A 24,920-nucleotide genomic window follows, 5' to 3' on the forward strand; every position below is an offset into this window, starting at 1 on the left:
CCGCCAGGGTAGCCAGCAGATAACCTGCGGGGGTGAGTCCACAGGCCGACAGCGTGACCCCGGAACTCCGGCGGCAGTGGCACGACCTGGCCGAAGAGGTGCGCGAACACCAGTTCCGCTACTACGTCAAGGACGCGCCGATCATCACCGACGCCGCCTTCGACGAGCTGTTCAACCGACTGCTCGCGTTGGAGGATGCCTACCCGGAGCTGCGCACCGCCGACTCGCCGACCCAGCTGGTCGGCGGTGCGGGTTTCACCACCGATTTTGCGCCCGCCGAGCACTTGGAGCGGATGCTGTCCCTGGAAGACGTGTTCTCACCCGACGAGCTGACCGCCTGGGCGGGACGGGTCACCGCCGAGATCGGCGGCGACACCACGTATCTGTGCGAGCTCAAGGTCGACGGCGTGGCACTGGGGCTGGTCTACCGCAACGGTCGCTTGATCAGCGGGGCCACCCGCGGCGACGGCAGGGTCGGCGAGGACGTGACCCTCAACGCGCGCACCATCGCCGACATCCCCGAATTCCTCACCGACAGCCCGGAATTCCCCATCCCGGCCGTGCTGGAGGTCCGGGGCGAGGTGTACTTCCGGCTCGAGGACTTCGAGACTCTCAACGCCGGACTCGTCGCCGAGGGCAAGCCGCCTTTCGCCAACCCGCGCAACAGCGCGGCCGGATCACTGCGGCAGAAGAACCCGGCGGTCACCGCCCGGCGCAACCTGCGGATGGTCTGCCACGGCCTCGGCTACGCCGAGGGGTTCAACCCCGACACGCTGCACGGCGCCTACACCGCAATGAAGGCCTGGGGGCTGCCGGTCTCGCCGCACACCGCCCGCGTCGAGGGCATGGACGCGGTAGCCGAACGCATCGGCTATTGGGGCGAACACCGCCACGACGTCGAACACGAGATCGACGGTGTGGTGGTCAAAGTCGACGACCGGGCCCTGCAGCGCCGCCTCGGCGCCACCTCCCGGGTGCCGCGCTGGGCGGTCGCCTACAAATACCCGCCCGAGGAGGCGCAGACCACGCTGCTCGACATTCGGGTGAGTGTGGGACGCACCGGGCGGGTCACCCCGTTCGCCTACATGACCCCGGTCAAGGTCGCCGGCTCCACGGTCAGCCTTGCCACCTTGCACAACGCCTCCGAAGTCAAGCGCAAGGGCGTGCTCATCGGCGACACCGTGGTGATCCGCAAGGCCGGCGACGTGATTCCCGAAGTGCTGGGGCCGGTGGTCGAGCTGCGTGACGGCGACGAGCGCGAATTCGTCATGCCGACCCACTGCCCGGAATGCGGCACGCTGCTCGCGCCGGCGAAGGAAGCCGACGTCGACATCCGCTGTCCCAATGCCCGGTCCTGCCCGGCGCAGTTGCGCGAGCGGGTCTTCCATGTGGCCGGGCGGGGGGCTTTCGACATCGAGGCGCTGGGCTACGAAGCGGCGACCGCGTTGCTCAGTGCCGGTGTCATCACCGACGAAGGCGATCTTTTCACCCTCACCGAAGAAGACCTGCTGCGTACCGAACTGTTCACCACCAAGGGCGGAGCGCTGTCCAAGAACGGGCGGCAGCTGCTGGCCAACCTGGACAAGGCCAAATCCCAGCCCCTGTGGAGGGTGCTGGTGGCGTTGTCGATTCGGCACGTCGGGCCGACCGCGGCCCGGGCCCTGGCCACCGAATTCGGCAGCCTGGACGCGATCACCGCGGCCTCTACCGAACAATTGGCTGCTGTCGAGGGGGTCGGCCCCACCATCGCTGCCGCGGTCACCGAATGGTTCGACGTCGACTGGCATCGCGCGATCGTCGACAAGTGGCGGGCTGCCGGGGTGCGGATGGCCGACGAGCGTGACGAGAGCATTCAGCGCACGCTGGAGGGGCTGAGCATCGTGGTGACGGGCTCGCTGACCGGGTTCTCCCGGGACCAGGCCAAGGAGGCGATCATCGCCCGCGGGGGCCGCGCGGCGGGCTCGGTGTCGAAGAAGACCGCCTACCTGGTCGCAGGCGACGCGCCCGGCTCCAAGTACGACAAGGCAGTCGAGCTCGGGGTGCCCGTTCTGGATGAGGAAGGCTTCGTCCGGCTGCTCGTCGAGGGCCCCGTGGCCAGCGCGGATTAGGAAATTCTTAGCTGGTTGACAGTGTCAGCTACGTATGGCAGCCTCCATGATGAAGTGCAACATGCTGTTGCAGTTCGTCGTGAGTGAGTAGCCGTCAACGGAGCGGGGACACGATGACCATCAGTGCTGACACCTTCTGGGTCTCCGCAACCAGCACCGACAGGCGTCCTTCGCGACGCGCCGGCCGGGACGCCCGCAAGCGGGGCGTCGGCACGGCGGGCGCACTCGGTGCGCTGGTGACCGTCGGCATGATGCCGCTGGCGTTCGCCCCGGCGGCGCGGGCGGATCTCGATGATGTGTTCGACGAGTTGTTCGCGCCGTTTGTGGATGCGGCGTCGAGCACCCTGGACTGGGGTGCGTTGTCGGATTCGGCGGCGTGGGAGACGTTCTTCGATCCGGCGCATTGGGAAGCCGCGTGGGCGAATCTGGATGGTTTGGGTGAGCCGCTGGCGGCGTTGGCTTCACCGGTCGGACTGACCGACTTGTTCGACCAGTGGATCTACACGCCGATTCATACCGGTGTCGGCAATCTGCTCGACAGTGATTTCGGTCAGCAGGTTGGCGGGGTGGTCAATCAGCTGTTGGGTTCGTATGCGATCGGTGACGGTGCGGACGGTACCGCGGAGAATCCTGATGGTGGGGCCGGCGGCTGGTTGTTCGGTGATGGTGGCGCGGGGTATTCGAGCAGTGCTGAGGGTGTGGCCGGTGGTGCCGGTGGCGCGGCGGGGTGGTTCGGTAACGGGGGTGCAGGCGGGGACGGGGGCGAGGGTGCTGCCGGTGGTGCTGGGGGCAATGGTGGCTGGTTGCTGGGCGTCGGTGGTGTTGGCGGTGACGGTGGCGACGGTGTGGTCGGCGGTATCGGTGGTTCCGGTGGTGCCGGCGGTTGGCTGTTCGGCATCGGTGGTGCCGGCGGTTCCGGCGGTGATGGCGGCGACGGTGGTCATGGTGGTGATGGCGGCAGTGCGATCGGCCTGTTCGGCAGTGGTGGTGCCGGCGGTGACGGTGGCGACAGCGGGGTAGGCGGCAGCCCCACCCGGTTGCCGGCACTCGGCGGCACCGGCGGCAACGGCAGCCTGTTCATGTTCGGCGCCCATGGTGACGTGGGGCAGTTCGGCACCGGTGTTCCGCTCAGCGGTGGGACCGGCGGGTTCTCGACGGCCGGCTCCTGGCTGATCGACAGCGACGGCCGGGTGGTGATCCTGCACGGCTTGGATCACGTGAACAAGGTGGCGCCCTATGAGTTGTCGGTGGACGGCTTCGGTGCCGACGACGCGGCGTTCCTGGCCGCCAACGGGTTCAACAACATCCAGCTGGGCCTGATCTGGGCGGCGGTGGAACCCGAGCCCGGGGTCTACGACTACGACTATCTGGCCTCGGTCGCCCAGACCGTGCAGACGCTGTCAGCGCACGGCATCACCAGCAACATCTACATGCACCAAGACCTCTACGGAACCCCGTTCGGCGGCGAAGGGGCGCCGGACTGGGCGGTGCAGACCGGCGGGCTGCCCAACAACGACGTCGGCTTCCCCTGGAGCTACTTCGTCAACCCCGCACAGAACCACGCCTGGGATGCCTTCTGGAACAACGCCAAGGCGCCGGATGGAATCGGGCTGGAGACCCACCACGCGCAGATGCTGCAGGTGGTGGCGCACTACTTCAAAGACAACCCGGGGGTGGCCGCCTTCGGCGTGATAGCCGAGCCGCACTCCGGATCGCACTGGCTGGGGAGCCTGTTGGGCAATCCCTACTTCGACGCCCAGCAGCTGACGCCGTTCTACAACCAGTCGGTGGCAGCGATCCGGTCGGTGGATCCCGACACTCCGATTTTCGTGCAGCCCAACGTGCTCTTCAACCTGGGAGTCCAGACGCAGCTGGGCAAGGTGGACGACCCGGACGTCATCTACTCGTTCCAGCACTTCTGCCCATCGGTCGACCTGTTCGGCGTCGACTTCTTCTGCAGCGTATTCGCCGACATCGCGATCGACAACGCGACGAAGTACCCCGACACCTACGGCATCCCCGCGCACATCGGCGGGTTCGGCGCCAGCAACGTTCTCGGTGCCCACACCTCGGTCCTCGATGCAGCCGCCCGGCACCAATACGGCTGGGCCACATGGGTCTACACCGGCATGAATGACATCACCACCACCGCTACGTCGCGCGAGGCCGAGTCGCTGGTCTATGACACCAACCTGCCGCCGACCGGCGACAATATCGACGCCGCGAAGCTGGAGGTGCTCGCCGAGCCGTATCCGCAGGCCGTGGCGGGCATTCCCAACGCGTGGTCGTTCGACGACGGCACGTTCCAGCTCAGCTACTCCACGCAGATGGCCGACGGTCAGGGCGTCTTCGCCGCCGGTGCGCAGACCAATATCTCGGTGCCGCCGGTCATCTACCCGAACGGCTATGAGGTCAATGTCACCGGCGGCCAAGTGGTCTCGGCGCCGAACGCCTCGGTGCTGGTCATCGCCTCCGATCCCGGGGCCACCACCATCAGCGTCACGGTCACCCGGGTCGGCGCGTAGCCGCTGCGCCGGATCCGGTCCGGGTGCCTCGATCAGAAGGTGTCACAGGAGGTTTCATGGGCAAGCGGCGCGGCGTGAGGGCCAACGGCCAGGCCCGGCGGCAGGTGCGGCTCCCCCCCGCCGGGGCATGCACCGGAATGGGCATGGCGGCGCTGCTTCCCGCGATACCGGCGCGGGCGGATCTCGATGATGTGTTCGACGAGTTGTTCGCGCCGTTTGTGGATGCGGCGTCGAGCACCCTGGACTGGGGTGCGTTGTCGGATTCGGCGGCGTGGGAGACGTTCTTCGATCCGGCGCATTGGGAAGCCGCGTGGGCGAATCTGGATGGTTTGGGTGAGCCGCTGGCGGCGTTGGCTTCACCGGTCGGACTGACCGACTTGTTCGACCAGTGGATCTACACGCCGATTCATACCGGTGTCGGCAATCTGCTCGACAGTGATTTCGGTCAGCAGGTTGGCGGGGTGGTCAATCAGCTGTTGGGTTCGTATGCGATCGGTGACGGTGCGGACGGTACCGCGGAGAATCCTGATGGTGGGGCCGGCGGCTGGTTGTTCGGTGATGGTGGCGCGGGGTATTCGAGCAGTGCTGAGGGTGTGGCCGGTGGTGCCGGTGGCGCGGCGGGGTGGTTCGGTAACGGGGGTGCAGGCGGGGACGGGGGCGAGGGTGCTGCCGGTGGTGCTGGGGGCAATGGTGGCTGGTTGCTGGGCGTCGGTGGTGTTGGCGGTGACGGTGGCGACGGTGTGGTCGGCGGTATCGGTGGTTCCGGTGGTGCCGGCGGTTGGCTGTTCGGCATCGGTGGTGCCGGCGGTTCCGGCGGTGATGGCGGCGACGGTGGTCATGGTGGTGATGGCGGCAGTGCGATCGGCCTGTTCGGCAGTGGTGGTGCCGGCGGTGACGGTGGCGACAGCGGGGTAGGCGGCAGCCCCACCCGGTTGCCGGCACTCGGCGGCACCGGCGGCAACGGCAGCCTGTTCATGTTCGGCGCCCATGGTGACGTGGGGCAGTTCGGCACCGGTGTTCCGCTCAGCGGTGGGACCGGCGGGTTCTCGACGGCCGGCTCCTGGCTGATCGACAGCGACGGCCGGGTGGGGATCCTGCACGGCTTGGATCACGTGAACAAGGTGGCGCCCTATGAGTTGTCGGTGGACGGCTTCGGTGCCGACGACGCGGCGTTCCTGGCCGCCAACGGGTTCAACAACATCCAGCTGGGCCTGATCTGGGCGGCGGTGGAACCCGAGCCCGGGGTCTACGACTACGACTATCTGGCCTCGGTCGCCCAGACCGTGCAGACGCTGTCAGCGCACGGCGTCACCAGCAACATCTATATGCATCAGGACCTCTACGGCACCGCGTTCGGCGGGGTGGGGGCGCCGGACTGGGCGGTGCAGACCGGCGGGCTGCCCAACAACGACGCGGGCTTCCCGTGGAACTATTTCGTCAACGCCGCTGGGAACCACGCCTGGGATGCCTTCTGGGGCAATGCAAAGGCTCCCGACGGTATCGGTCTGGAGAATCACTACGCGCAGATGATTCAAGTGGTGGCGCACTACTTCAAAGACGAACCCGGTGTGGCCGCCTTCGGTGTGATAGCCGAGCCGCACTCCGGATCGCACTGGCTGCCGAGTCTGTTGGGCAGCCCGTATTTCGACTCGCAGCAGCTGACCCCGTTCTACAACCAGACGATCGCTGCGATCCGGTCGGTGGACCCCGACACTCCGATTTTCGTGCAGCCCAACGTGCTCTTCAACTTGGGAGTCCCCACCCAGCTGGGCGCGATCGACGACGAGAAGACCATCTTCTCGTTCCAGAACTTCTGCCCGACCTCAGACCTGTTGGGTATCAACCTGTTCTGTGACGTGTTCGCTGACATGGCACTCGCCACCGCCGCGCGGTACGCCGACGAGCACGACATCCCGTCCCACATCGGTGGGTTCGGCAACAGCAACATCCCTGAGGTGCACACCGCATTGACAGATGCCGCCAACCGGCACCAGTACGGCTGGGCGACATGGACCTACACCGGCCAGAACAACAATATGGACATCCCCGTCCCCGCCCGTGCGGCGTCGTTGGTGTACAACACCAATTTGCCGCCGACCGGTGACAATATCGACGCCGCGAAGCTGGCGGTGTTGGCCGAGCCCTATCCGCAGGCGGTGTCAGGTATCCCGAATGCCTGGTCGTTCGACAACGGTACGTTCCAGCTCAGCTACTCGACCGAAATGGCCAACGGCCAAGGTGTCTTCGCCGCCGGCGCGCAATCCAACATCGCGGTGCCGGCCGTCATCTACCCGAACGGCTACGACGTCACCGTCACCGGCGGCCAAGTGGTCTCGGCGCCGAACGCCTCGGTGCTGGTCATCGCCTCAGACCCCGGGGCCACCACCATCAGCGTCACGGTCACCCGGGCCGAGGCGTAGCCGCTGCGCCAGATCCGGTCCGGGTGCCCTCTAGGCAGTCGGGTCGATGAGAATCTTCGCGTGGTCGTCGGGGCTGGCGAGCGCCTCGAACGCCCCGTCGACCTCGGCCAGCGACACCGTGGCGGTGATCAACGGCGTCGGGTCCACCTTGCCTTTGGCGAGCAGTCGCAGCGTCCGGCGGAACTCGACCGGGGTGTATCCCAGGACAAAGCGGATGTCGAGTTCCTTGTTGATCGCCATCGCGAGGCGCAGTCGGTCCTCGCCCATGCACACCCCGGCGACCACGATGCGCGACATGATCGGCGCGGAGGTGATCACCGAGTTCAGCACACCGGGAACCCCGACGCATTCGAAGATCACCGGTGCCTTGGGGCCGACCCCCATGGACTCGAGCACCCTCCAGGCCTGCCACAGCGGGATCGGCAGAGTGTTCGCCGCTTCGGTGGCGCGCAGCAGCAGGCTCATCGCGGCCACCGAACTGGTGAAATATCCGCGCCGTTGCTCGACGTAGTCGATGGGCGATTCGGTCGCCGGGTCGACGACGATATCGGCCCCGCATCTCTTGGCCAACGCACGCCGTGCCGCGCTGTAGTCGCTGGCGATCACCGTCCGAACGCCCTGCGCCTTGAGCATCAGCACCACCGCGAGCCCGATGGGGCCGGCGCCGATGACAACAGCGATCTGTCCCCGCCGAATCTTCGCCCGCCGCACCGCATGCAGGCCCACCGCCATGGGCTCGGTCATCGCGGCGATATCGGTGCGCAGGGCATCGGGCACCGGCACCATCAGCGACTCTTCGACGAGAACTTCCTCGGCGTAGGCGCCGGGCGCCGAGGCCGACAGCCCGATCGGGTGGATTCCTTCCTCCGCGCGCCGCAGCGGAAACGCCACGACGCGGCTGCCGACCGGAGCCCGCCGCTTGCATCGGGGGCCGTATTCCAGGATTTCTCCGCAGAACTCGTGGCCGAACACCGTGCGCTCGGTCGAGCGCATCGACTGCAGGTAGCCCATGTCGGCGGCCACGTCGGCGAGTTCGTCGCTGTGGTGGCGCGCGTGCAGGTCAGAACCGCATATGCCGCAACGCAGCACTTTCAGCCGAACTTGGCCGCGGCCGGGCCGGGGTGCCGGGAGGTCTGAAACCGACAATGCGCCGTTCTGGCAAACAACTGCTTTCACGATCTTTCCAGCCTGTCTCGGGTTGGTCGATGTCCGGAGTCTAGGGGCGGTCAGCGTCGCCGGGCCGAACCGGCAACGGCGGCGTCCGGGCTGGCCGGCCGGTCATTGCCGGACGCGTGAGCGGTGGTGAACCGGTAGTCGTCCAGCGGGAAACGCTTGGCGCGGCGGGCGGTATTCCACGTCGTGGTGGGCCGGATGGGGACATCGCCGTGCTTGTCGAAGTAGTAGCTGTTCGACCCGCCGCAGCCCTTCTGCCAAAAGATCTGACGGTAACGGCGAGAGAGCATGTCCTGGAAAAAGCGGGCATTGGCCTCGGGTTTGATCTCGACGAGCGTGCTGGCCGTGGCTCGCGCGTGGGTCAAGCAGCGCACGATATGCCCCGCCTGCGCTTCGATGAGGTTGAAATACGAGGAGCCGTTATACCCGTAGGGTCCGTAGACGGAGAAGTGGTTGGGGAAACCGGGAACGCTGACTCCCTCATAGGCCTGCAGTCTGTTCGCATCCCACCAGTCGGCCAACCGTTGTCCGGAGTTGCCGATCAGCTCGTAGGTCGGATTCGCATCGGGGTCCGCGATTTTGAAACCGGTGGCCAGGATGAGGACATCCAGTTCGTGGGTCGCGCCGTCGGCCGTGACGACACCGCGCTCATCGATGTGGGAGATGGCGTTGGTCTCCAGGTGCACGTTGTCTCGGTTGTAGGCCGCGTAGTAGCTGTTGTGGAAACTCGGGCGTTTGCAACCGAGCGTGTAGGAGGGCAAGAGCTTTTCGCGTAGCCCGGGATCTTTCACCTGGCTGTACAGATAGAGCTTCGCCTGCTGCTGGGCGAGCTTTCCGACCGGGAAGAACTTGTGATAATGGGCCACGATGGGGAAGGTGATCTCGACGAACGCCTCGCTGGCGACGCGTAGCGCCAGTTCCAGGGCGGGGATCTTGCCGATCAGGGTCTGCACGGCACCGGGGATCTTGAGGTCGAGCTTTGGCATGCACCATATCGGGGTGCGTTGGAACACCGTGAGGTGTCTGGTTCGCGCCGCGATGGCCGGAATGATCTGGACGGCAGAGGCGCCCGTTCCGATGATCCCGACCCGGGCGTCGGTGAAGTCGACCGAGTCATCCCAGCGGGCGCTGTGCATGACCGATCCGGCGAAGAGTTCGATGCCCTCGATGTCGGGCATCTTGGGCGTTGTCAGCGCCCCGGACGCGTTGATGACAAAGCGGGCGCTGATGTCGCCCTGGTCGGTGCTCAGGCGCCACAGCGCGTGGGTTTCGTCGAACCGGGCCGACTGCACGCTCGTGTTCAGCCGCAGCCGGCCGCGCAGGCCGTACTTGTCCACGCAGTGCCGGGCGTAGTCCGCCAGTTCCCCGCCGTTGGCATAGGTGCGCGACCAGGTGGCCCGCTTCTCGAACGAGAACTGATAGCTGTAGGACGGGATGTCGACCGCCACCCCGGGATACCTGTTCCAATGCCAGGTGCCACCCACGCCATTCCCATCGTCGAGCATCACGAAATCGGCGAACCCCGCCTCGACGAGCTTGATCGCCGAGCCGATACCGGAGAAGCCGGCGCCGACGATCACGATCTCGTGGTCGGGGACACCGCGCTGCGCCGGCCCGGCGCCGTCGGCCTCGGTGCCCGGCGCGGACAAGGCGTGATCGCTTGTGGCCATGAGTTCCTCGCTGTGTCGGCTCGGGAATGACGCACGACCGACGTGCGGCCCCAGATCGCTGAAGTGCAACATAGTGTCGCATTTCGGTGCTGGAAGTCTGGCATGCATCGATTACCCTGTCAACCATGGCGCGTGGGGCTTCGTCGGTCGACACGACCCGGATGCGATCCGACGTGATCGAGAACCGGCTGCGGATCATCGAGGCGGCCACCGCGGTCCTCGCGGGAGACCCGAACGCGTCGATGCAGGAGATCGCCGACGCCGCGGCCCTCAACCGGGGGACCCTCTACCGGCACTTTCCGAGCCGGGAGCAACTCGTGGGTGCCATCCACGAGGCTGCGGTGACCAACATGCGCGAGCTCTACCTGTCCCTGCCGAAGTCCGGCCCGGTGTTGCCGAGCCTGATAGAGCTGGTGGGGCCCACCGTCGAAGTCGCCAGCCGTTACCGGGTGCTGATTCTGGCTCCGATCGCCGACCCCAGCCGATTGGTCGCCGAGGCGCAGTCGGTGGAGGTGCTGGCCGCCGCGGTGCACCGTGCCCAGCGGGGCGGCGAAGTCGACCGGCGGATATCGCCGATCGTCGCGGCAACCACTTTCGGTGTGCAGGTTATCGCCGCTGCCACCTTGATCGCGCGCGGCGGTGTTGCGCCCGATGACGCCATCGCGCAGACCCGACTCGTACTGCGCAAGGCGCTGACTGCCGCCGGCGACTGACTCCGGGCGGGCTCGCCGGTGTGTCAGCGCATACCCGGCCCGATCAGCGCAGCAGGGTCGCCACGATGCCGGCCAGATAACCCAGCCGGACCACCTCGGCGGGCAGAAACGCCGGACCCCCGGTGCGGCCCAGGACAACCGCGGTGTTGGGGTTGCCCAGCGGTGCCGCCGCCAAAGCGACGTCCATCTCCCGCCACACCGCGGGCACCCAGGCGGCGGTGTTGTCCAACGCGGTGGCGCGCTCGATCGGCAACCACGGCACCGTGCCGACCTCGGTCTCCGGGGTTCCACGGCTGCCCGCGAGCCGGCGGAACGCCCCATCGTCTCCCTCGCTGCGCAGCACGGTGCACCAGCTCACCCGAAGCACCCGCGGCGCTTCGTCGGCCAGCTTCTGCAATTTGGCGCTGCGGTCCCCGGCTGCTGCGACGTGATCGATGAGTTCGAGTTCGCGGTGCGCGTCCAGCAGTCCGGTGTGCGGACGGACGCTGTGCACCCGCACCCCGGGTAGCCGCTCGGCGGCGGTGATCAGCACGTCGGGCATCGAACCCTGCGGCAGCTCGACCACCAAGTCGTCGATCGCCGAGCCGCTGCCGCGTTCCACGACGTCCAGCGACAAGATGTCAGCACCCACCGAGCCCAGACCCACGGCCAGCGAACCCAGGCTGCCGGGGCGGTCGTCGAGTTCGACACGCAGCAGATAGGAAGGCATGGGCAACTTTCCCACAGTGCCTGCCGGGCTGCCGCAGGCGATGCTGCCTTTACCGTCGGCGCGAGGGGCCGACTAGGCTTTCGAGTCGTGTCCCAGATCTCCCGTGACGACGTAGCCCACCTGGCCCGGCTGGCCCGGTTGGCGCTCACCGACGCCGAACTGGACGGCTTCGCAGGCCAGCTCGACGCGATCCTCAACCATGTCAGCGCGATTCAGGCGGTTGACGTCACCGGAGTCGAGGCGACCGACAACCCGCTCAAGGACGTCAACGTCACGCGGCCCGACACGGTGGTCGCCGGATTGTCCCAGGACGAGGCCCTGGCCGCCGCACCGCGGGCCGCCGAGAACCGCTTCGCGGTCCCGCAGATCCTGGGGGAGAGCCAGTGAGCGAGCTGATCCGGTCCGACGCGGCCACACTGGCGGCCCAGATCGCCGCGCGCGAGGTGTCCTCGGTCGAGGTCACCCGTGCCCACCTCGAGCAGATCGCGGCGACCGACGACCGGTACGGGGCGTTCCTGCACGTGGGCGCCGACGCGGCGCTGGCCGCGGCGGAGGCCGCCGACCAGGCCATCGCCGCCGGCGACGCACCCTCGGCGCTGGCCGGTGTGCCGCTGGCGCTCAAAGACGTGTTCACCACCGTCGACGCACCCACCACCTGCGGCTCCAAGATCCTGGAAGGGTGGCGGGCGCCCTACGACGCGACGGTCACCGCCCGGCTCCGCGCGGCCGGCATCCCGATCCTGGGCAAGACCAACATGGACGAGTTCGCCATGGGTTCGTCGACGGAGAACTCCGCCTTCGGGCCGACCCGCAATCCCTGGGATGTGGAGCGGGTCCCGGGCGGCTCCGGCGGCGGCAGCGCCGCAGCCCTGGCGGCGTTCCAGGCGCCGCTGGCCATCGGTACCGACACCGGCGGCTCGATCCGCCAGCCGGCCGCGCTGACCGCCACGGTCGGCGTCAAGCCCACCTACGGCACGGTGAGCCGCTACGGACTGGTCGCCTGCGCGTCGTCGCTGGATCAGGGCGGACCGTGCGCCCGCACGGTGCTCGACACCGCGCTGCTGCACTCGGTGATCGCCGGGCATGACCCGCGCGACTCCACCTCGCTGGATGTGCCGGTGCCGGACGTGGTCGGCGCCGCACGCTTCGGCGCCGACGGCGACCTGTCGGGCGTGCGCATCGGCGTGGTGCGCCAGCTGCACAGCGGGGAGGGCTACCAGCCGGGTGTGCTGGCAGCGTTTCACGCCGCCGTCGACCAGTTGAAGGCGTTAGGCGCGCAGATCTCCGAGGTGGACTGCCCGCACCTGGACTACTCGTTGTCGGCCTATTACCTGATCCTGCCGTCCGAGGTCTCGTCCAACCTGGCCCGCTTCGACGCGATGCGCTTCGGTCTGCGGGTCGGCGACGACGGCACCCACAGTGCCGAAGAGGTGATGGCGCTCACCCGCGCGGCCGGTTTCGGTCCGGAGGTCAAGCGGCGCATCATGCTCGGGACCTATGCGCTGTCGGCGGGCTATTACGACGCCTACTACAACCAGGCGCAGAAGGTCCGCACGCTGATCGCCCGCGACCTGGACGAGGCATACACCTCCGTCGACGTACTGATCTCGCCGACGACACCCACGACGGCGTTCCGGTTGGGGGAGAAGGTCGACGACCCGCTGGCGATGTATCTGTTCGACTTGTGCACGCTGCCGCTGAACCTGGCCGGGCACTGCGGCATGTCGGTGCCCTGCGGGCCATCCGCCGACGACGGCCTTCCGGTGGGCCTGCAGATCATGGCTCCCGCGTTGGCCGACGACCGGCTCTACCGGGTGGGTGCCGCCTACGAAGCCGCCCGCGGGAAACTGGCCAGCGCAATCTAGCCGGCGCCCGCGCCGGCGGACGGCCATGATTCGGCGTCTGCGCCCCAGTCGCCCGCGGCACCCGGCAAAATGGACTCATGCGGATCGGACTCCTGACCGGTGGCGGTGACTGCCCCGGATTGAACGCGGTGATCAGGGCGGTGGTGCGCACCTGCGACTCGCGCTACGGCTCGACGGTGGTCGGGTTTCAGGACGGCTGGCGCGGACTGCTGGAGAATCGGCGCGTCCAGTTGGCCAACGACGACCGCAACGACCGCCTGCTCGCCAAGGGCGGGACCATGCTCGGCACCGCCCGGGTGAATCCGGACAAGCTGCGCGCCGGCCTGGATCAGGTGAAGCAGACTCTCGACGACAACGGCATCGACGTGCTCATTCCCATCGGCGGGGAGGGCACTTTGACTGCGGCGCACTGGCTGTCGCAGGAGAACGTTCCGGTGGTCGGGGTGCCCAAGACCATCGACAACGACATCGACTGCACCGATGTCACGTTCGGCCACGACACCGCCTTGCAGGTCGCCACCGACGCGATCGATCGGCTGCACTCCACCGCGGAATCTCACCAGCGAGTGATGCTGGTCGAGGTGATGGGCCGCCACGCCGGCTGGATCGCGCTCAACGCGGGCTTGGCCACCGGGGCGCACATGACCCTGATCCCCGAGCAGCCCTTCGACGTCGAAGAGGTGTGCCGCTTGGTCAAGCAGCGCTTCCAGCATGGTTCCTCGCATTTCATCTGTGTGGTCGCCGAAGGGGCCAAGCCCGCGGCCGGTTCGATGGAGCTGCGGGCGGGCGGCGTCGATGAGTTCGGCCACGAGAGATTCACCGGTGTCGCCGCCCAGCTGGCCGTGGAAATCGAAAGGCGCGTCAAAAAGGAAGTCCGGACCACCGTCTTGGGTCATGTGCAGCGCGGTGGCACCCCGACCGCCTATGACCGGGTGCTCGCGACCCGGTTCGGCGTCAACGCCGCCGATGCGGCCCACGCCGGCGAATACGGCATGATGGTGGCGCTGCAGGGCCAGGAGATCGGCCGGGTGGCGTTGGCCGACGCGGTGCGACAGCTCAAAGTGGTGCCGCAGAGCCGCTACGACGACGCGGCGGCGTTCTTCGGGTAACCCCGGGCTGAGGTGACAGCAGCAGGTGTGTTGCCGCACAATGGTGAGGTTGTGGTTTGTGTTGCCGGACGGTCGACGGCTGGGGGTGGGGTATGGGGAAGTTAGCGTTGTCTGCCGCAGTGCTGTGTGGACTGCCGATGGGGCTGGTGCTGTCCGCACCGGTCCAGGCCACCGGTGATCTGATCAGCGATTACGTCACCGATCACGGCCGCGATGTCTGCGCGCTCATCCAGGACCAGCCGAGTCTGGTCGGTGTGCGCAACGCGGTGGGACACATTCTGGCCACCAGTGGTCTGCCCGCCGACCAGACCGGTCGGCTGCTCGCCGGGTCGGTGATGGCGGACTGCCCCGAAGACGGGCAACTGGTCCAGGAATTCGTCTATTACGAGAGGCGCCGGCAGCAGAGCAGCGGCGGTGTCGGGGCGATCGGATCCTGATGCACGCGGTCGGCGCCGTCAGCGGTCACAGATCACCCGGATCGTCGGGTACGTCGACGGCGTAGTCGGCCAGTATCTCCAGGCTGACCACTTCCAGGGTGCGTTCATGGGTGGCGGCGAGCACCACCGGAGCGGCACAGCCGTCGCGGTGGGCCCGTAGCCAGTTCGGCGCGGTCACACACCAGCGATCGCCGGGCGTCAGACCAGGAAACCGGTAAGCCGGAATCGGGGTGGTCAGATCGTTGCCGATCGAGCGCTGATGGTCCAGGAACTCGCCGGTGACGACGGCGCAAATCGTGTGCAGCCCAATGTCCTCCGGGCCCGAGGAACAACAGCCGTCGCGGTAGAAGCCGGTGATCGGGTCGCTGCCGCACGGCTCCAGCGGGCCGCCGAGTACGTTGCGGTCGGGCATGGGGGACAGTCTAGGGCGGCGTCGCCTACCGTGAGGTATGACCGAGCGGAACCGGGAGCGGTTGTGGGCCAGTATCGACGGCATTTACCGGCGGATCTGCGAGCACCCCTTCGTTACCGGGTTGACCGAAGGTTCCTTGGAGCCGAGCCGGTTTCGCCACTACCTCGTCCAGGACGCGCACTACCTGCATAGCTATGCGCGGGCTTTGGCGGCCTGCGCGGCCAAGGCGCCGATCGAAGCGGAGCTGGCGATGTTCGCCGAGCACGCCGGCGCGGCGTTGGCCGAAGCCGAGCTGCATGCGGGACTGCTGGCGGAGCTTGGACTCGACGTCGAGACCGCTGCCGCGCTGCCGGTCACTCCCACCACCCAGGCCTACGCCAGCTACCTGTTGGCCGTCACCGCGTCGGGTTCCTATGCCGAAGCCGTCGCCGCCGTGCTGCCCTGCTACTGGATCTACGCCCGGGTGGGTGAGCACCTACAGCGTCACGGGTCCCCGGAGCCGCTGTACCAGCGCTGGATCGATACCTACGCGAGCCAGGACTTCGCGGCGGTGGTCGAAGCGGTGCTGGCCGTCGCCGAACGGATCGGCGCCCAAGCGCAGGGTCCGGAGTGGAATCTGATGTGCCGGCATCTGCGGACCGCCGCGCGCTATGAATGGATGTTCTTCGACGCCGCCTACCGCATGGAGGACTGGCCGGTGTGACGAGGCGGGCCGGCCGGGTCACCTAGACTTTGCGCCATGACCGCTGCTGTCGCCGAACTGCTCGACTACGCCGACGTCATTTCCCGCTTCGACCCGGTTCTTGGCCTGGAAGTGCACGTCGAGCTGTCCACGGCCACCAAGATGTTCTGCGGATGCGCGACAGTGTTCGGCGCCGATCCGAACACCCAGGTGTGTCCGGTGTGTCTCGGGTTGCCCGGTTCGCTGCCGGTGCTCAACGGCGCCGCCGTCGAATCGGCGATTCGGATCGGGCTGGCGCTCAACTGCGAAATCGCCTCGTGGTGCCGGTTCGCCCGGAAGAACTACTTTTATCCCGACCAGCCGAAGAACTACCAGATCTCCCAGTACGACGAGCCGATCGCCTTCAACGGCTACCTCGACGTGCCGCTCGAGGACGGCTCGGTGTGGCGGGTGGACATCGAGCGCGCCCACATGGAGGAAGACACCGGCAAGCTCACCCACGTGGGCAGCGACACCGGACGCATCGAGGGCGCCAGCGAATCGCTGGTCGACTACAACCGGGCCGGAGTGCCGCTGATCGAGATCGTCACCAAGCCGATAGTCGGCGCCGGAGAGCGTGCCCCGCAGATCGCCCGGGCCTATGTGACCGCGCTGCGGGATCTGCTGCGCTCATTGGATGTCTCCGACGTGCGGATGGACCAGGGTTCGATGCGCTGCGACGCGAACGTGTCTCTCAAGCCCAGCGGCGCAGCCGAATTCGGGACCCGCACCGAGACCAAGAACGTCAACTCGCTCAAGAGCGTCGAGGTGGCGGTGAGCTACGAGATGCGGCGCCAGGGTGCGGTGCTCTCCGCTGGTGGCACTGTGGTTCAGGAAACTCGGCATTTCCACGAAGCCGGCTACACCAGTCCGGGCCGGGCCAAGGAGACCGCGGAGGACTACCGGTACTTCCCCGAGCCGGACCTGGAACCGGTCGCGCCGTCGGCGGAGCTGGTCGCGCAACTGCGCGACACCATCCCTGAGTTGCCGTGGCTGTCGCGCCGGCGAATCCAGGAGCAGTGGGGCGTCTCCGATGAGGTGATGCGCGACCTGGTCAACGCGGGTGCGGTGGAGTTGGTGGCAGCCACCGTTGCGGCCGGGGCGTCCAGTGAGGCGGCCCGGGCCTGGTGGGGAAACTTCCTGGTGCAGAAGGCCAACGAAGCCGGAGTCGAGCTCGACGCTCTGGGCATCACGCCCAACCAGGTCGCCGAGGTGGTGGCACTGGTGGATTCGGGTGAGCTGTCCAACAAGCTGGCCCGGCAGGTGGTGGAGGGGGTGCTCGCCGGTGAGGGCGAGCCCGCTCAGGTGATGGCTGACCGGGGCCTGGTCGTGGTGCGTGACGACTCGGTGATCCAGGCCGCCATTGACGAGGCTCTGGCTGCCAATCCCGATGTGGCCGAGAAGATCCGGGGCGGCAAGGTGCAGGCCGCCGGCGCCATCGTCGGCGCGGTGATGAAGGCCACCAAAGGCCAAGCCGATGCGGCCCGGGTGCGCGAACTGGTGCTGGCTGCCTGCGGGTAGACCCCGCCGCATCCCTGCGTTCGCGGCGCCGCCGCGAATCTACGGCAGGGCGTGAACGGGCCGACTGGCCCAGCGGCCCAACACGAACTTCAGCCATCGAACATCGATCAACATCGCCTGCCATCCCTTCGTTCGACGGTCCTGCTGCGGCCTCTCGACCCGACTTCCAACCTAGACCGGACTTTTAAGGAGCTCGGGCGGAGTCAGTAATACTTCTGTGAGAACCGGCGCGCGCCAAAGTGGCCCCCTCCGGGGAGGGGGCCACTTGGTGGTGCGGGGCGCTGCGTTCTAGAACAGGCTTGCCAGGAGGTCGCTGCTCCCGTCCCAGCCGAAGGCTTCGGCGATGGCCTGGCTCATGGCGACCATGGAGGCGATCGGACCCACTCCGAGGCCGGGCAGGTCGAACAGGAGTTCCGGGTCGCCCAGTGCGTCGGTGGTGGTGCCCATGCCGATGGCGTCGAAGATCGAGCCCGCCGGGCTGAGCAGGCCGCCCAGGTTCACGCTCAGGGCGGTGATTTCGGTGGGCAGGTCCAGAAGGGTCAAGGCGGGCAACGTGATCCCCAGCTGATCCAGGATCGGCATCAGGTCGACCTCCCCGTAACCGTTGAGGTAGGCATCGGCGAGATTGGCAGGCATGCTGATCAGAGAGTCGAACGCCGCACTCCAGTCGGGGCTGCCGGCGGACAACGATTCCCAGATGTTGCCGAGGTCCTCGTTGAACTGCAGCACCGGACTGAGCATGGTGGAGACCTGGCCGATCAGGATGCCGCTCAACGGGGACGCCGCGAACTCCAGCACCGAACCCAACACGGGCACCATGCTCTCGTCGAAGCCGAGGGAGGCGGCGATGTCGGGAAGGATGGCCGGGTCGGTGAGGAGCGTGAAGAGGGCCGCGTGGGTCATGACCGATCCGATCATCCCGGGTCCGGTGACCACATCGTCGAGCGATTGGTACAGGGTGTCGGTGGCGCCGCCCGCGGGCAGGAACGGGCCGAACAGTGCGCCGGGGGAGGCGGGCGTGTCGCCGTCGGCGGGTGTGCCGAACAGGGCCCCCAGGTGGGTGTGGACCTCCTGCGCGATGTCCCCGAAGCTCTTCGAACCGTCGAAGACGCCGTGGACATAGCCGATCTGGTTGGCCAGAACCTGCTGCAGGGCCGGGAACGGAACGGCAGAGAAGTGGTTCCAGATCGCCGTGGCGTTGGCCTCCGCGGTCTGCCAGACGTCATCCCACCCAGCTGTCAGCTGCACGGCGAGTGATTGCGGGCCGGCCAGCGCGGGCACGGGCGCAGTGACGGGGCCCGAGGCGATGGCTCCGGCGCTGAGGAGGGCGACGCCGGTGATGAGCCAGGGGCGAGCGGCAGCGTTCTGCATTGGTCTCCTAAGTACGTATAAGTGGTGGTCAGGGGCGGTCCCAGATAACCTACCTGAAAGTAACATAGAAAAAAGTAAGCTAAGTTATATAGATTCGTCAAGAGGGTGGGACCGGCTCGCGCCCCTTTTTCTTCGGGACGGGGTCAGCTGTTCGGCCCGGCAGGGCGGGGCCGTGCCGGGCGGAATCGCGCACTTCCACAACCGGGTGGCCCCCAAGCGGACCACCCGGTGGCGAGCGAGGATCGGGCCTGTCAGAACAGTCCGGCGAGGATGCCGCCGGCGCGCAGCAGTGGCTCGCCTAGGGGCAGGGCCGATGCGTCGAGGCCAAGCGGCTCCAGGAGGTCGGGCAGGCCGGTTCCGGTGCTGTTGACGGTGGAGTCGAGCGATTGATACAGCGGGTCGGTGGGGCCGCCCTCGGGACGGAAGGGCCACACGGGACGACTCGGTATGAAAGGCCGATGGCCCCCTTTCCGAGGAAAGGGGGCCATCGGTTCTGCCCAACGGGATGGGCCGACTTGGATTAGCCTTCGCCGCCGAACCAGTCCAGGATCGGGAAGCTCAGGTCGGCGAGCGGGTTGCCCCCACCCTCCCAGCCGATTGCTCCGGCGATGATCTGCGGCAGCGCCACCAGCGAACCGAGCGGGCCTACGGGATTGCCCACGATGTCGAGCCCGATGACGTTGAGGCTCAGGGCGTTCCACAGCGAGCCACCGATGAAGAGGTTCTCGCCCGAGTCGACAGCCTCCTGGACGTCGGCGCCGATCGGCAAGATGGTCTGGCCGGGGGTCAGCAGCCCGCCCAGCGACAGGCCCAGCGCGTCGATCGTGATGCCCTCGGGCAGAATGCCCGCGTCGGCGATGAGCGGGATCAGGAAGCTGAGGTCGAGTTCGCTGCCGTTGAAGAACGAACCGATCACCCGGGCCGGCAGGTCGAAGAGGTCCTGCAGCGCCGCGGACGGGTCTTCGCCCAGGTCGGCGACGATGTCACCGACGACGTTGCCGAACTCCACCAGCGGGCTCAGCACCGGACCGAGCGCGCCGATCAGGGCGCCGGTCAGCGGCGAGGCGAGGAAGTTCAGGACCTCGGTGACGATCGCGAGGGTCTCCGGGTCCATGTCAGCGCCCATGATGTCCGGGAATGCCAGGGTCATCAGGCTGTGCATGGCGTCGTTGGCCTGTGCCAGCGGCGTCAGGGTGCTCCAGTCCTCAAGGTCGAATTCCACCCCGAGCAGGGTGAGATCGCCAAACACATTTCCGATGTTGTCGCCGATGTTGGAGAACACGTCGAAGATGCTGGCCGGGTTGTTGAGGATGTCACCGAGGTACCCGAACTGGTTGACCAGGATCTGCTGCAGGACGGCGCCCGGAGCCAGGAAGTAGGTGTCCGCCAGGGTCTCGGCGTTGGCGGACGAGGTGTTGAACACGTCGATCCAGGCGCCGAAGGGGTCGAACGCGGTGAGTTGCACGTCCGGCAGGTGCAGGTCGGTGGTGCTGTGGGGTGCGACCGGGGCGACGGCGATCAAGCCCGCGCCGACTACGGCAATCCCGGAGGTGATCCAGGGACGGGTGGTTAGCGACTGCACAGTGCGATTCTCCTTTTGGTTGGCTCTCGATACCGCTGCGAGGAAGCTACCATAACTTAGCTAATGCTGAGAAGTCTTTGTTTTCGTCAATATTTTTCGTGGCCGACCCTCGGGGCCTACGGGCGTGCGGGCCCACGGCGCAGGCGCTGGCGCCGTGAGCGGCGGGATGGCGGTTACCGGCGAGTACGTCTTAGCCTGCGGCGGAAACGGCCAGGTGTCCCAGGGTTGCGGCTATGGCCGAGGCGTCCATGGAAAGGGTGCGCCGGGGCGTCCTGCAGTCCCGGCCGGCCCGACAAAGCTAAGGCTAAGCTGAGTCTTCATAGGAAATCATTGCGCTGAAGCGCCCTTAACATCGTCGCAGGTGGGGTGCCGAAATTCGGCGGCGAACTCCCGCGGTTGGCGGGCGGTGGTCGCTAGTCTTTGTCGTCGTTGGCGCGGGGGAACCCGCCACCGGACGGGAACAGCGGGAAGACCACGTCGTCGAGTTTCTCGGCATCTCCGGCGGTCTTGTTCACCGTCGCGCCCCAGACGTTGCCGTCCGGTGACATCTTGACGGCCCAGACGTGCCCGTGGGTGTCCTGGCGCATGACCTCCGGTTCGCTGGTGACCGAACCGGTGCCGGCGGCCAGGCGGACCGCCACCGTCTGTTTGGTGTTGACCAGATTGACCAGCACCACGCCGTCCATGGCTGCACACCCCGCGACGCCGGGCTTGTCGGGCCACGTCCACACCGTCGACACCCGCGAGTCTTTGGTGATGCGCTGCAGGCGGTCGCCACTGGGTGACCGGTCGGTCACATAGAGCGAGCCGTCGACGGGATCGGTGCACAGTCCGCCGCCGGAGCCCATGCCGCTCAGGGCGGTGGTCGGCGCAGCCTGATCGATGGTCGTGGGCTGCTCGATGCGCAGGACCTTGCCCGCGGTGGAGCCGGGATCGGCGGCCGCAGCCGGATTGCCCGCATCGCCGGTCAGCACCACCAGGGTGGTGGGGCTGGTGAAGATCAGGGCCCCGGTGTTGCCGGTCGGGCCTTTGGGGATTCCGGTCAAGATGTCCTTCGGGACGTCGCCGTCGGCGATCCGGATCACCCGGTTGTCGGTGGGCGTGCTGATGTAGGCGTACATCAGCCGGTCCTGGGTGTAGGTCGGCGACAACACGATGTCCATCAAGCCGCCGTCCCCGGCAGGGTCGACGCCGATCACGGTCTTCACCTTGGGTTCGGCGGTCAGCGACACCTCCTTGACGGCGCCGGTGGTCCGTTCGGCGACCAGTGCCGACTTGCTGTCGCCGTGCATGATCAGGCCGCTGGTGCTCTCCAGGCAGCCTTGCATCACCCCGGGAGCCGGGCACTGCTTGGGGAACGGGTTGGCAGGCAGCGGTGGCGGCGGCGGGGGAGTCGTGGACGGCGCCATGCCGCGCCGCGGCACAGTGGTGAACGGCTGTGACTGGGCGTCGTCGAAGTGTGCACAACCGGTCAGCATCAGCAATGCCGCGCCCAGTACGACAGGCACTCGGCGAACTGCCCCGCGCATCTGCATGCCCGTCAGGTTACGGACACCGGCCCCGATCTCGCCACGATGCCCACCGCAGGGCGGCGGCCGGGCCGGATTCGATTCGCTAACGAACCCGGTCAAATCCCCAATCCCGCCGAGCTTGCCCTTACTCTTGCAGGGTGACCAGTCATGGTGAGGGCTCACACTGGCGTCGGCCGGGTGAGACTGCCGACGCAGGCAAAGGACGTCCCAAGTCGGCACGTCTGGTAGATCCGGAGGACGACATGCCATCGCCGACCTATACCGGTGACTTCGAGACCACCGCCATCCCGGCCTATGACCCCTCCGGCGTACGTCCCCTGGCGGGGGGCTACCACCCGCTGCCCTATGCGGCGCCGCCCGCCGGCCCCGGCCGCGTCGGAGTCTCCGTCGGCCCGGACGCCGACGCCGACGAACCGTTCCGGGCGGTGGACCGGCGCGGTACCCAGGATCTGGGCCTGCTGGTGCTGCGACTGGGCCTGGGCGTGCTGCTGGTGGCTCACGGGCTGCGCAAGCTGTTCGGCTGGTGGGGTGGCCAGGGCCTGAGCGGGTTCAAGAATTCCATCGCCGAAGCCGGCTACCAGCACGCCGACATCCTGACCTATGCGGCGGGCGGTGGTCAGATTGCCGCGGGCCTGCTGCTGGCGCTCGGTCTGTTCACCCCCGTTGCGGCGGCCGGGGCGCTGGCCTACTTCATCAACGCCGTTCTCGTGGGTGTCTCCTCCAACGGCGAGGGCCGGTTCAGTCTCTTTCTGCCCGACGGCCACGAATTCCACCTGCTGTTGATCGTGGTGGCGGTGGCGATCGTGCTGGCCGGCCCGGGCCGGTACGGACTCGACGGTGACCGCGGCTGGGCGCGACGGCCCTTCATCGGATCCGTGGTGGCGCTCGTGCTGGGGATCGCCGGAGGCGTCGCGATGTGGGTGTTCCTCAACGGGGCCAACCCGCTGGGCTGACCGGACCGGCTGCTCAGCGATACGGGTTCGGCACCCGGCCGCCGCTGGCTTGGCTCAGTAACGGCAGGGTGGCAAAACTGACCGCGGGCAACCGCAACGACTCGCCGTCGCGCAGATGCGCCCGCGCCCACGATCCCCGGGTGAAGCCCAGGCCGTCGACGGCGTCCCAGTCCACCGAGCGGCTGCCGAGCAGGGTTCGCACGGTGAGCCGGTGGGAGTCGGCCACGGTTCGCCACCGGACGATCAGCGCCGATGCCACCACGGGCAGCGCCAACAGCGGGGCGGTGACGGGCCAGGTCAACACGGGGATCAGCAGCCCCAGCGTCAGGAAGCCGACGGCGAAATGCGCCATCGGCGAAACGCGGATCACCACGGGCTGCGGGTCGGATGCTGCAGAGGCCACCACCGCATGATGTCACCGTCGGTAACGCGGGGTGGGCGGCGGACGCTGCGATAAAAAATATTGACTACTTATTTTTTCTGTCGCATCATGGTCGCGTGCCACCGACCAAGCCCCGCCGAACCCAGGCGGAGCGTACTGCCGAGACCCGGCGCGCGCTGCTGGATGCGACGCTCGAGGCGCTGGTGGACGTCGGTTTCAAAGGGACCACCACCACCGAGGTTGCCCGCCGCGCCGGGGTCTCGGTAGGGGCGTTGCAGGGGCATTTCCCCACCAAGGTGGGGCTGCTGAGCGCCGCCGTCGAATTCGCCCTGAATCGCCGTATTCAAGAGTTCGAGGTGTTGATGGCGGGGCTGGATTCTGCTGCGGACAAGCTCGACGAAGCCATCGATCTGCTGTGGTCGATGTATTGCGGTCCGACATTCACCGCGACCCACGAACTGTGGGTGGCGGCCCGAACCGACCCCGACCTGGCGCCCGCGGTGATCGAGACCGATCGGCAGTTCGCCGACGCGTGCGACCGGATCTACACCGGACTGCTCGCCACGGCCGACACCGCCGACACCGCGCAGTCGCGGCTCGGGCCGCAGATGACCTTCGCGCTGATGAACGGCCTGGCGATGTCCCGGTCGATCGCCGGCTACGAGGCGCTGCCCGCCGCCGACATCCTCGACGCCTTCAAACGGCTGGTTCGTCCTCTGGCGACCGGCCTTGCAGACCCTCAACCCGAGAGAGAGCCATGAGCCCCAACGACAACCGCCACCCGGCGGTACAGCCGCGTCGCATCCGGTTCAATTACCCGGTGGCGGCCCTGGACCGCCACTTCGTTCAGGGCGACCTGGTGATGAGCCACGTGATCGCGCACCTGTCGGCGGTGTTCCCCGCGGGTGAGGACTTCTTCATTCGTTCGGTGCGTCGCTACGCCGACCAGATCACCGACCCCGACCTCAAAGAACAGGTCAAGGGATTCATCGGTCAGGAGGTGACCCACGGTCGCGAGCACCGCGCACTCAATGAGCGCCTGCAGGAGATGGGTTATCCGACCCGCAAGGTCGACCGGCTGGTCGATCGCCGCCAGCAGGCCATCGAACGACGGTTCTCACCGCTGACCTGCCTGGCCATCACCGCCGCACTCGAACATTTCACCGCCGTGTTCGCCGAGACCCTGCTCTCGGACGAGAGGGCGCAGGCTGTGCTGGGCACGAGCGAAGTGCGGTCCATGCTGCTGTGGCACGCCATCGAGGAATCCGAGCACCGCTCGGTGGCCTTCGACCTCTATCGCGCGGTCGGGGGCGATGAGACCCGGCGCATCCGGACAATGCGGATCATCCGCTTCAGTTTCCCCCTCGCCGTCTTGGCGAACACGCTGATCTCGCTCTTCGGCGACCGGGCCGCTTACAACCCGGTCCGGCTTGTCCGCAGCTTCGCCGCCCTGCGGCATTCGCCGTTTCTGACCCGCACCGTCTTTAGTCGGCTGGGTGAATACCTGCGCCCCGGCTTCCATCCCGACGACCACGACAACACCGCGCTGCTTGAGCACTGGGAGGCGGAGCTGTTCGGCGAGCAGGGATCGCTGGTCGACCACCTCAGCTAAGCGGCTGCTCATTTGACGCACGCTCGGTTCAGCGGCTACCGTCGTCTGCTATGGACAACGGCATGCTCGTAGTAGCCCACTGCGCGTTGGTTGTTGCCTGACTTC

The 24,920-nt window shown here is 67.4% G+C and carries 22 protein-coding genes; 13 read left to right on the top strand and 9 right to left on the bottom strand.

The window, feature by feature from the left end; genetic code table 11:
• Positions 1 to 32: 32 nt before the first annotated feature.
• The 3 genes from ligA to AWC02_RS22945 all read left to right on the top strand — a co-directional run bounded on the left by ligA (position 33) and on the right by AWC02_RS22945 (position 7,053).
• Positions 33 to 2,108 (top strand): NAD-dependent DNA ligase LigA, encoded by a 2,076-nt coding sequence (ligA, locus tag AWC02_RS19780; protein ID WP_085130423.1) that lies wholly within the window; start codon positions 33 to 35, stop codon positions 2,106 to 2,108.
• 113 nt (positions 2,109 to 2,221) lie between these two features.
• Positions 2,222 to 4,633 carry a PGRS repeat-containing protein gene (locus AWC02_RS22940; protein WP_085130425.1) on the top strand — a complete coding sequence of 804 codons (2,412 nt, stop codon included), beginning with the start codon at positions 2,222 to 2,224 and terminating at the stop codon, positions 4,631 to 4,633.
• A 56-nt stretch (positions 4,634 to 4,689) separates the two neighbouring features.
• Complete coding sequence (locus tag AWC02_RS22945; RefSeq protein ID WP_133055668.1) at positions 4,690 to 7,053, top strand: PGRS repeat-containing protein; 2,364 nt, start codon at positions 4,690 to 4,692, stop codon at positions 7,051 to 7,053.
• A 30-nt stretch (positions 7,054 to 7,083) separates the two neighbouring features.
• Here AWC02_RS22945 and AWC02_RS19800 read toward each other — a convergent pair whose 3' ends face one another.
• The gene (locus AWC02_RS19800) at positions 7,084 to 8,229 is read right to left on the bottom strand and encodes a zinc-binding dehydrogenase (protein ID WP_085130431.1); all 1,146 of its coding nucleotides are present in this window, start codon (positions 8,227 to 8,229) and stop codon (positions 7,084 to 7,086) included.
• Between the two features lie 50 nt (positions 8,230 to 8,279).
• Complete coding sequence (locus AWC02_RS19805) at positions 8,280 to 9,896, bottom strand: flavin-containing monooxygenase (protein ID WP_085130787.1); 1,617 nt, start codon at positions 9,894 to 9,896, stop codon at positions 8,280 to 8,282.
• 125 nt (positions 9,897 to 10,021) lie between these two features.
• Here AWC02_RS19805 and AWC02_RS19810 point away from each other — a divergent pair, with 125 nt between their 5' ends.
• The gene (locus AWC02_RS19810) at positions 10,022 to 10,609 is read left to right on the top strand and encodes a TetR/AcrR family transcriptional regulator (RefSeq protein WP_085130433.1); all 588 of its coding nucleotides are present in this window, start codon (positions 10,022 to 10,024) and stop codon (positions 10,607 to 10,609) included.
• 43 nt (positions 10,610 to 10,652) lie between these two features.
• Here AWC02_RS19810 and AWC02_RS19815 read toward each other — a convergent pair whose 3' ends face one another.
• On the bottom strand, positions 10,653 to 11,318 hold the full coding sequence (locus AWC02_RS19815; protein ID WP_085130789.1) for an ACT domain-containing protein: 666 nt from the start codon (positions 11,316 to 11,318) through the stop codon (positions 10,653 to 10,655).
• A gap of 87 nt (positions 11,319 to 11,405) precedes the next feature.
• Here AWC02_RS19815 and gatC point away from each other — a divergent pair, with 87 nt between their 5' ends.
• The 4 genes from gatC (at position 11,406) to AWC02_RS19835 (ending at position 14,729) form a co-directional block, all read left to right on the top strand.
• Positions 11,406 to 11,705 carry an Asp-tRNA(Asn)/Glu-tRNA(Gln) amidotransferase subunit GatC gene (gene gatC, locus AWC02_RS19820; protein ID WP_085130435.1) on the top strand — a complete coding sequence of 100 codons (300 nt, stop codon included), beginning with the start codon at positions 11,406 to 11,408 and terminating at the stop codon, positions 11,703 to 11,705.
• A complete protein-coding gene (gene gatA, locus AWC02_RS19825; RefSeq protein ID WP_085130437.1) occupies positions 11,702 to 13,183 on the top strand; it encodes an Asp-tRNA(Asn)/Glu-tRNA(Gln) amidotransferase subunit GatA in 1,482 nt (493 codons plus the stop codon). Before gatC ends, gatA begins: the two co-directional genes overlap by 4 nt.
• 77 nt (positions 13,184 to 13,260) lie before the next feature.
• Positions 13,261 to 14,292 carry an ATP-dependent 6-phosphofructokinase gene (locus AWC02_RS19830; protein WP_085130439.1) on the top strand — a complete coding sequence of 344 codons (1,032 nt, stop codon included), beginning with the start codon at positions 13,261 to 13,263 and terminating at the stop codon, positions 14,290 to 14,292.
• Between the two features lie 92 nt (positions 14,293 to 14,384).
• Entirely contained in the window at positions 14,385 to 14,729 is a 345-nt protein-coding gene (locus tag AWC02_RS19835; protein WP_085130441.1) for a hypothetical protein, read from the top strand.
• Positions 14,730 to 14,754: 25 nt separating this feature from the next.
• Here AWC02_RS19835 and AWC02_RS19840 read toward each other — a convergent pair whose 3' ends face one another.
• On the bottom strand, positions 14,755 to 15,141 hold the full coding sequence (locus AWC02_RS19840; RefSeq protein ID WP_085130443.1) for a DUF2237 family protein: 387 nt from the start codon (positions 15,139 to 15,141) through the stop codon (positions 14,755 to 14,757).
• A 37-nt stretch (positions 15,142 to 15,178) separates the two neighbouring features.
• On the opposite strand from AWC02_RS19840, the gene tenA reads away from it, so the two are divergent.
• Together tenA and gatB are read left to right on the top strand one after the other, a co-directional pair.
• Complete coding sequence (gene tenA, locus AWC02_RS19845; RefSeq protein WP_085130445.1) at positions 15,179 to 15,844, top strand: thiaminase II; 666 nt, start codon at positions 15,179 to 15,181, stop codon at positions 15,842 to 15,844.
• A 36-nt stretch (positions 15,845 to 15,880) separates the two neighbouring features.
• Positions 15,881 to 17,383: an Asp-tRNA(Asn)/Glu-tRNA(Gln) amidotransferase subunit GatB gene (gene gatB / locus AWC02_RS19850; protein WP_085130447.1), complete on the top strand. Its 1,503-nt coding sequence runs from the start codon at positions 15,881 to 15,883 to the stop codon at positions 17,381 to 17,383.
• A 288-nt stretch (positions 17,384 to 17,671) separates the two neighbouring features.
• Here the strand turns inward: gatB and gjpA (AWC02_RS19855) are convergent, their stop codons facing one another.
• The 4 genes from gjpA (AWC02_RS19855) to AWC02_RS19870 form a co-directional block, all read right to left on the bottom strand.
• Positions 17,672 to 18,754, bottom strand: coding sequence for an outer membrane porin GjpA (gjpA, locus tag AWC02_RS19855; RefSeq protein WP_085130449.1), 1,083 nt, complete (start codon positions 18,752 to 18,754; stop codon positions 17,672 to 17,674).
• Positions 18,755 to 19,005: 251 nt separating this feature from the next.
• Positions 19,006 to 19,188, bottom strand: a complete 183-nt coding sequence (locus AWC02_RS19860) for a hypothetical protein (protein WP_085130451.1) — start codon at positions 19,186 to 19,188, stop codon at positions 19,006 to 19,008.
• An 86-nt stretch (positions 19,189 to 19,274) separates the two neighbouring features.
• A complete protein-coding gene (gjpA, locus tag AWC02_RS19865) occupies positions 19,275 to 20,336 on the bottom strand; it encodes an outer membrane porin GjpA (protein WP_085130452.1) in 1,062 nt (353 codons plus the stop codon).
• A 413-nt stretch (positions 20,337 to 20,749) separates the two neighbouring features.
• Positions 20,750 to 21,871: a PQQ-dependent sugar dehydrogenase gene (locus AWC02_RS19870; RefSeq protein ID WP_085130454.1), complete on the bottom strand. Its 1,122-nt coding sequence runs from the start codon at positions 21,869 to 21,871 to the stop codon at positions 20,750 to 20,752.
• A 134-nt stretch (positions 21,872 to 22,005) separates the two neighbouring features.
• On the opposite strand from AWC02_RS19870, the gene AWC02_RS19875 reads away from it, so the two are divergent.
• Positions 22,006 to 22,821 (top strand): DoxX family protein, encoded by an 816-nt coding sequence (locus AWC02_RS19875; RefSeq protein WP_085130456.1) that lies wholly within the window; start codon positions 22,006 to 22,008, stop codon positions 22,819 to 22,821.
• Between the two features lie 13 nt (positions 22,822 to 22,834).
• On the opposite strand, the gene AWC02_RS19880 is transcribed toward AWC02_RS19875, so the two are convergent.
• Positions 22,835 to 23,173, bottom strand: coding sequence for a PH domain-containing protein (locus tag AWC02_RS19880; RefSeq protein WP_085130791.1), 339 nt, complete (start codon positions 23,171 to 23,173; stop codon positions 22,835 to 22,837).
• Positions 23,174 to 23,319: 146 nt separating this feature from the next.
• Here AWC02_RS19880 and AWC02_RS19885 point away from each other — a divergent pair, with 146 nt between their 5' ends.
• The gene (locus AWC02_RS19885; RefSeq protein WP_085130458.1) at positions 23,320 to 23,964 is read left to right on the top strand and encodes a TetR/AcrR family transcriptional regulator; all 645 of its coding nucleotides are present in this window, start codon (positions 23,320 to 23,322) and stop codon (positions 23,962 to 23,964) included.
• Entirely contained in the window at positions 23,961 to 24,815 is an 855-nt protein-coding gene (locus AWC02_RS19890) for a metal-dependent hydrolase (protein WP_085130460.1), read from the top strand. Before AWC02_RS19885 ends, AWC02_RS19890 begins: the two co-directional genes overlap by 4 nt.
• Positions 24,816 to 24,920: the final 105 nt, after the last annotated feature.

This window comes from Mycolicibacter engbaekii, from assembly GCF_002101585.1.
In the GTDB taxonomy this organism is placed as follows: Bacteria; Actinomycetota; Actinomycetes; order Mycobacteriales; family Mycobacteriaceae; genus Mycobacterium; species Mycobacterium engbaekii.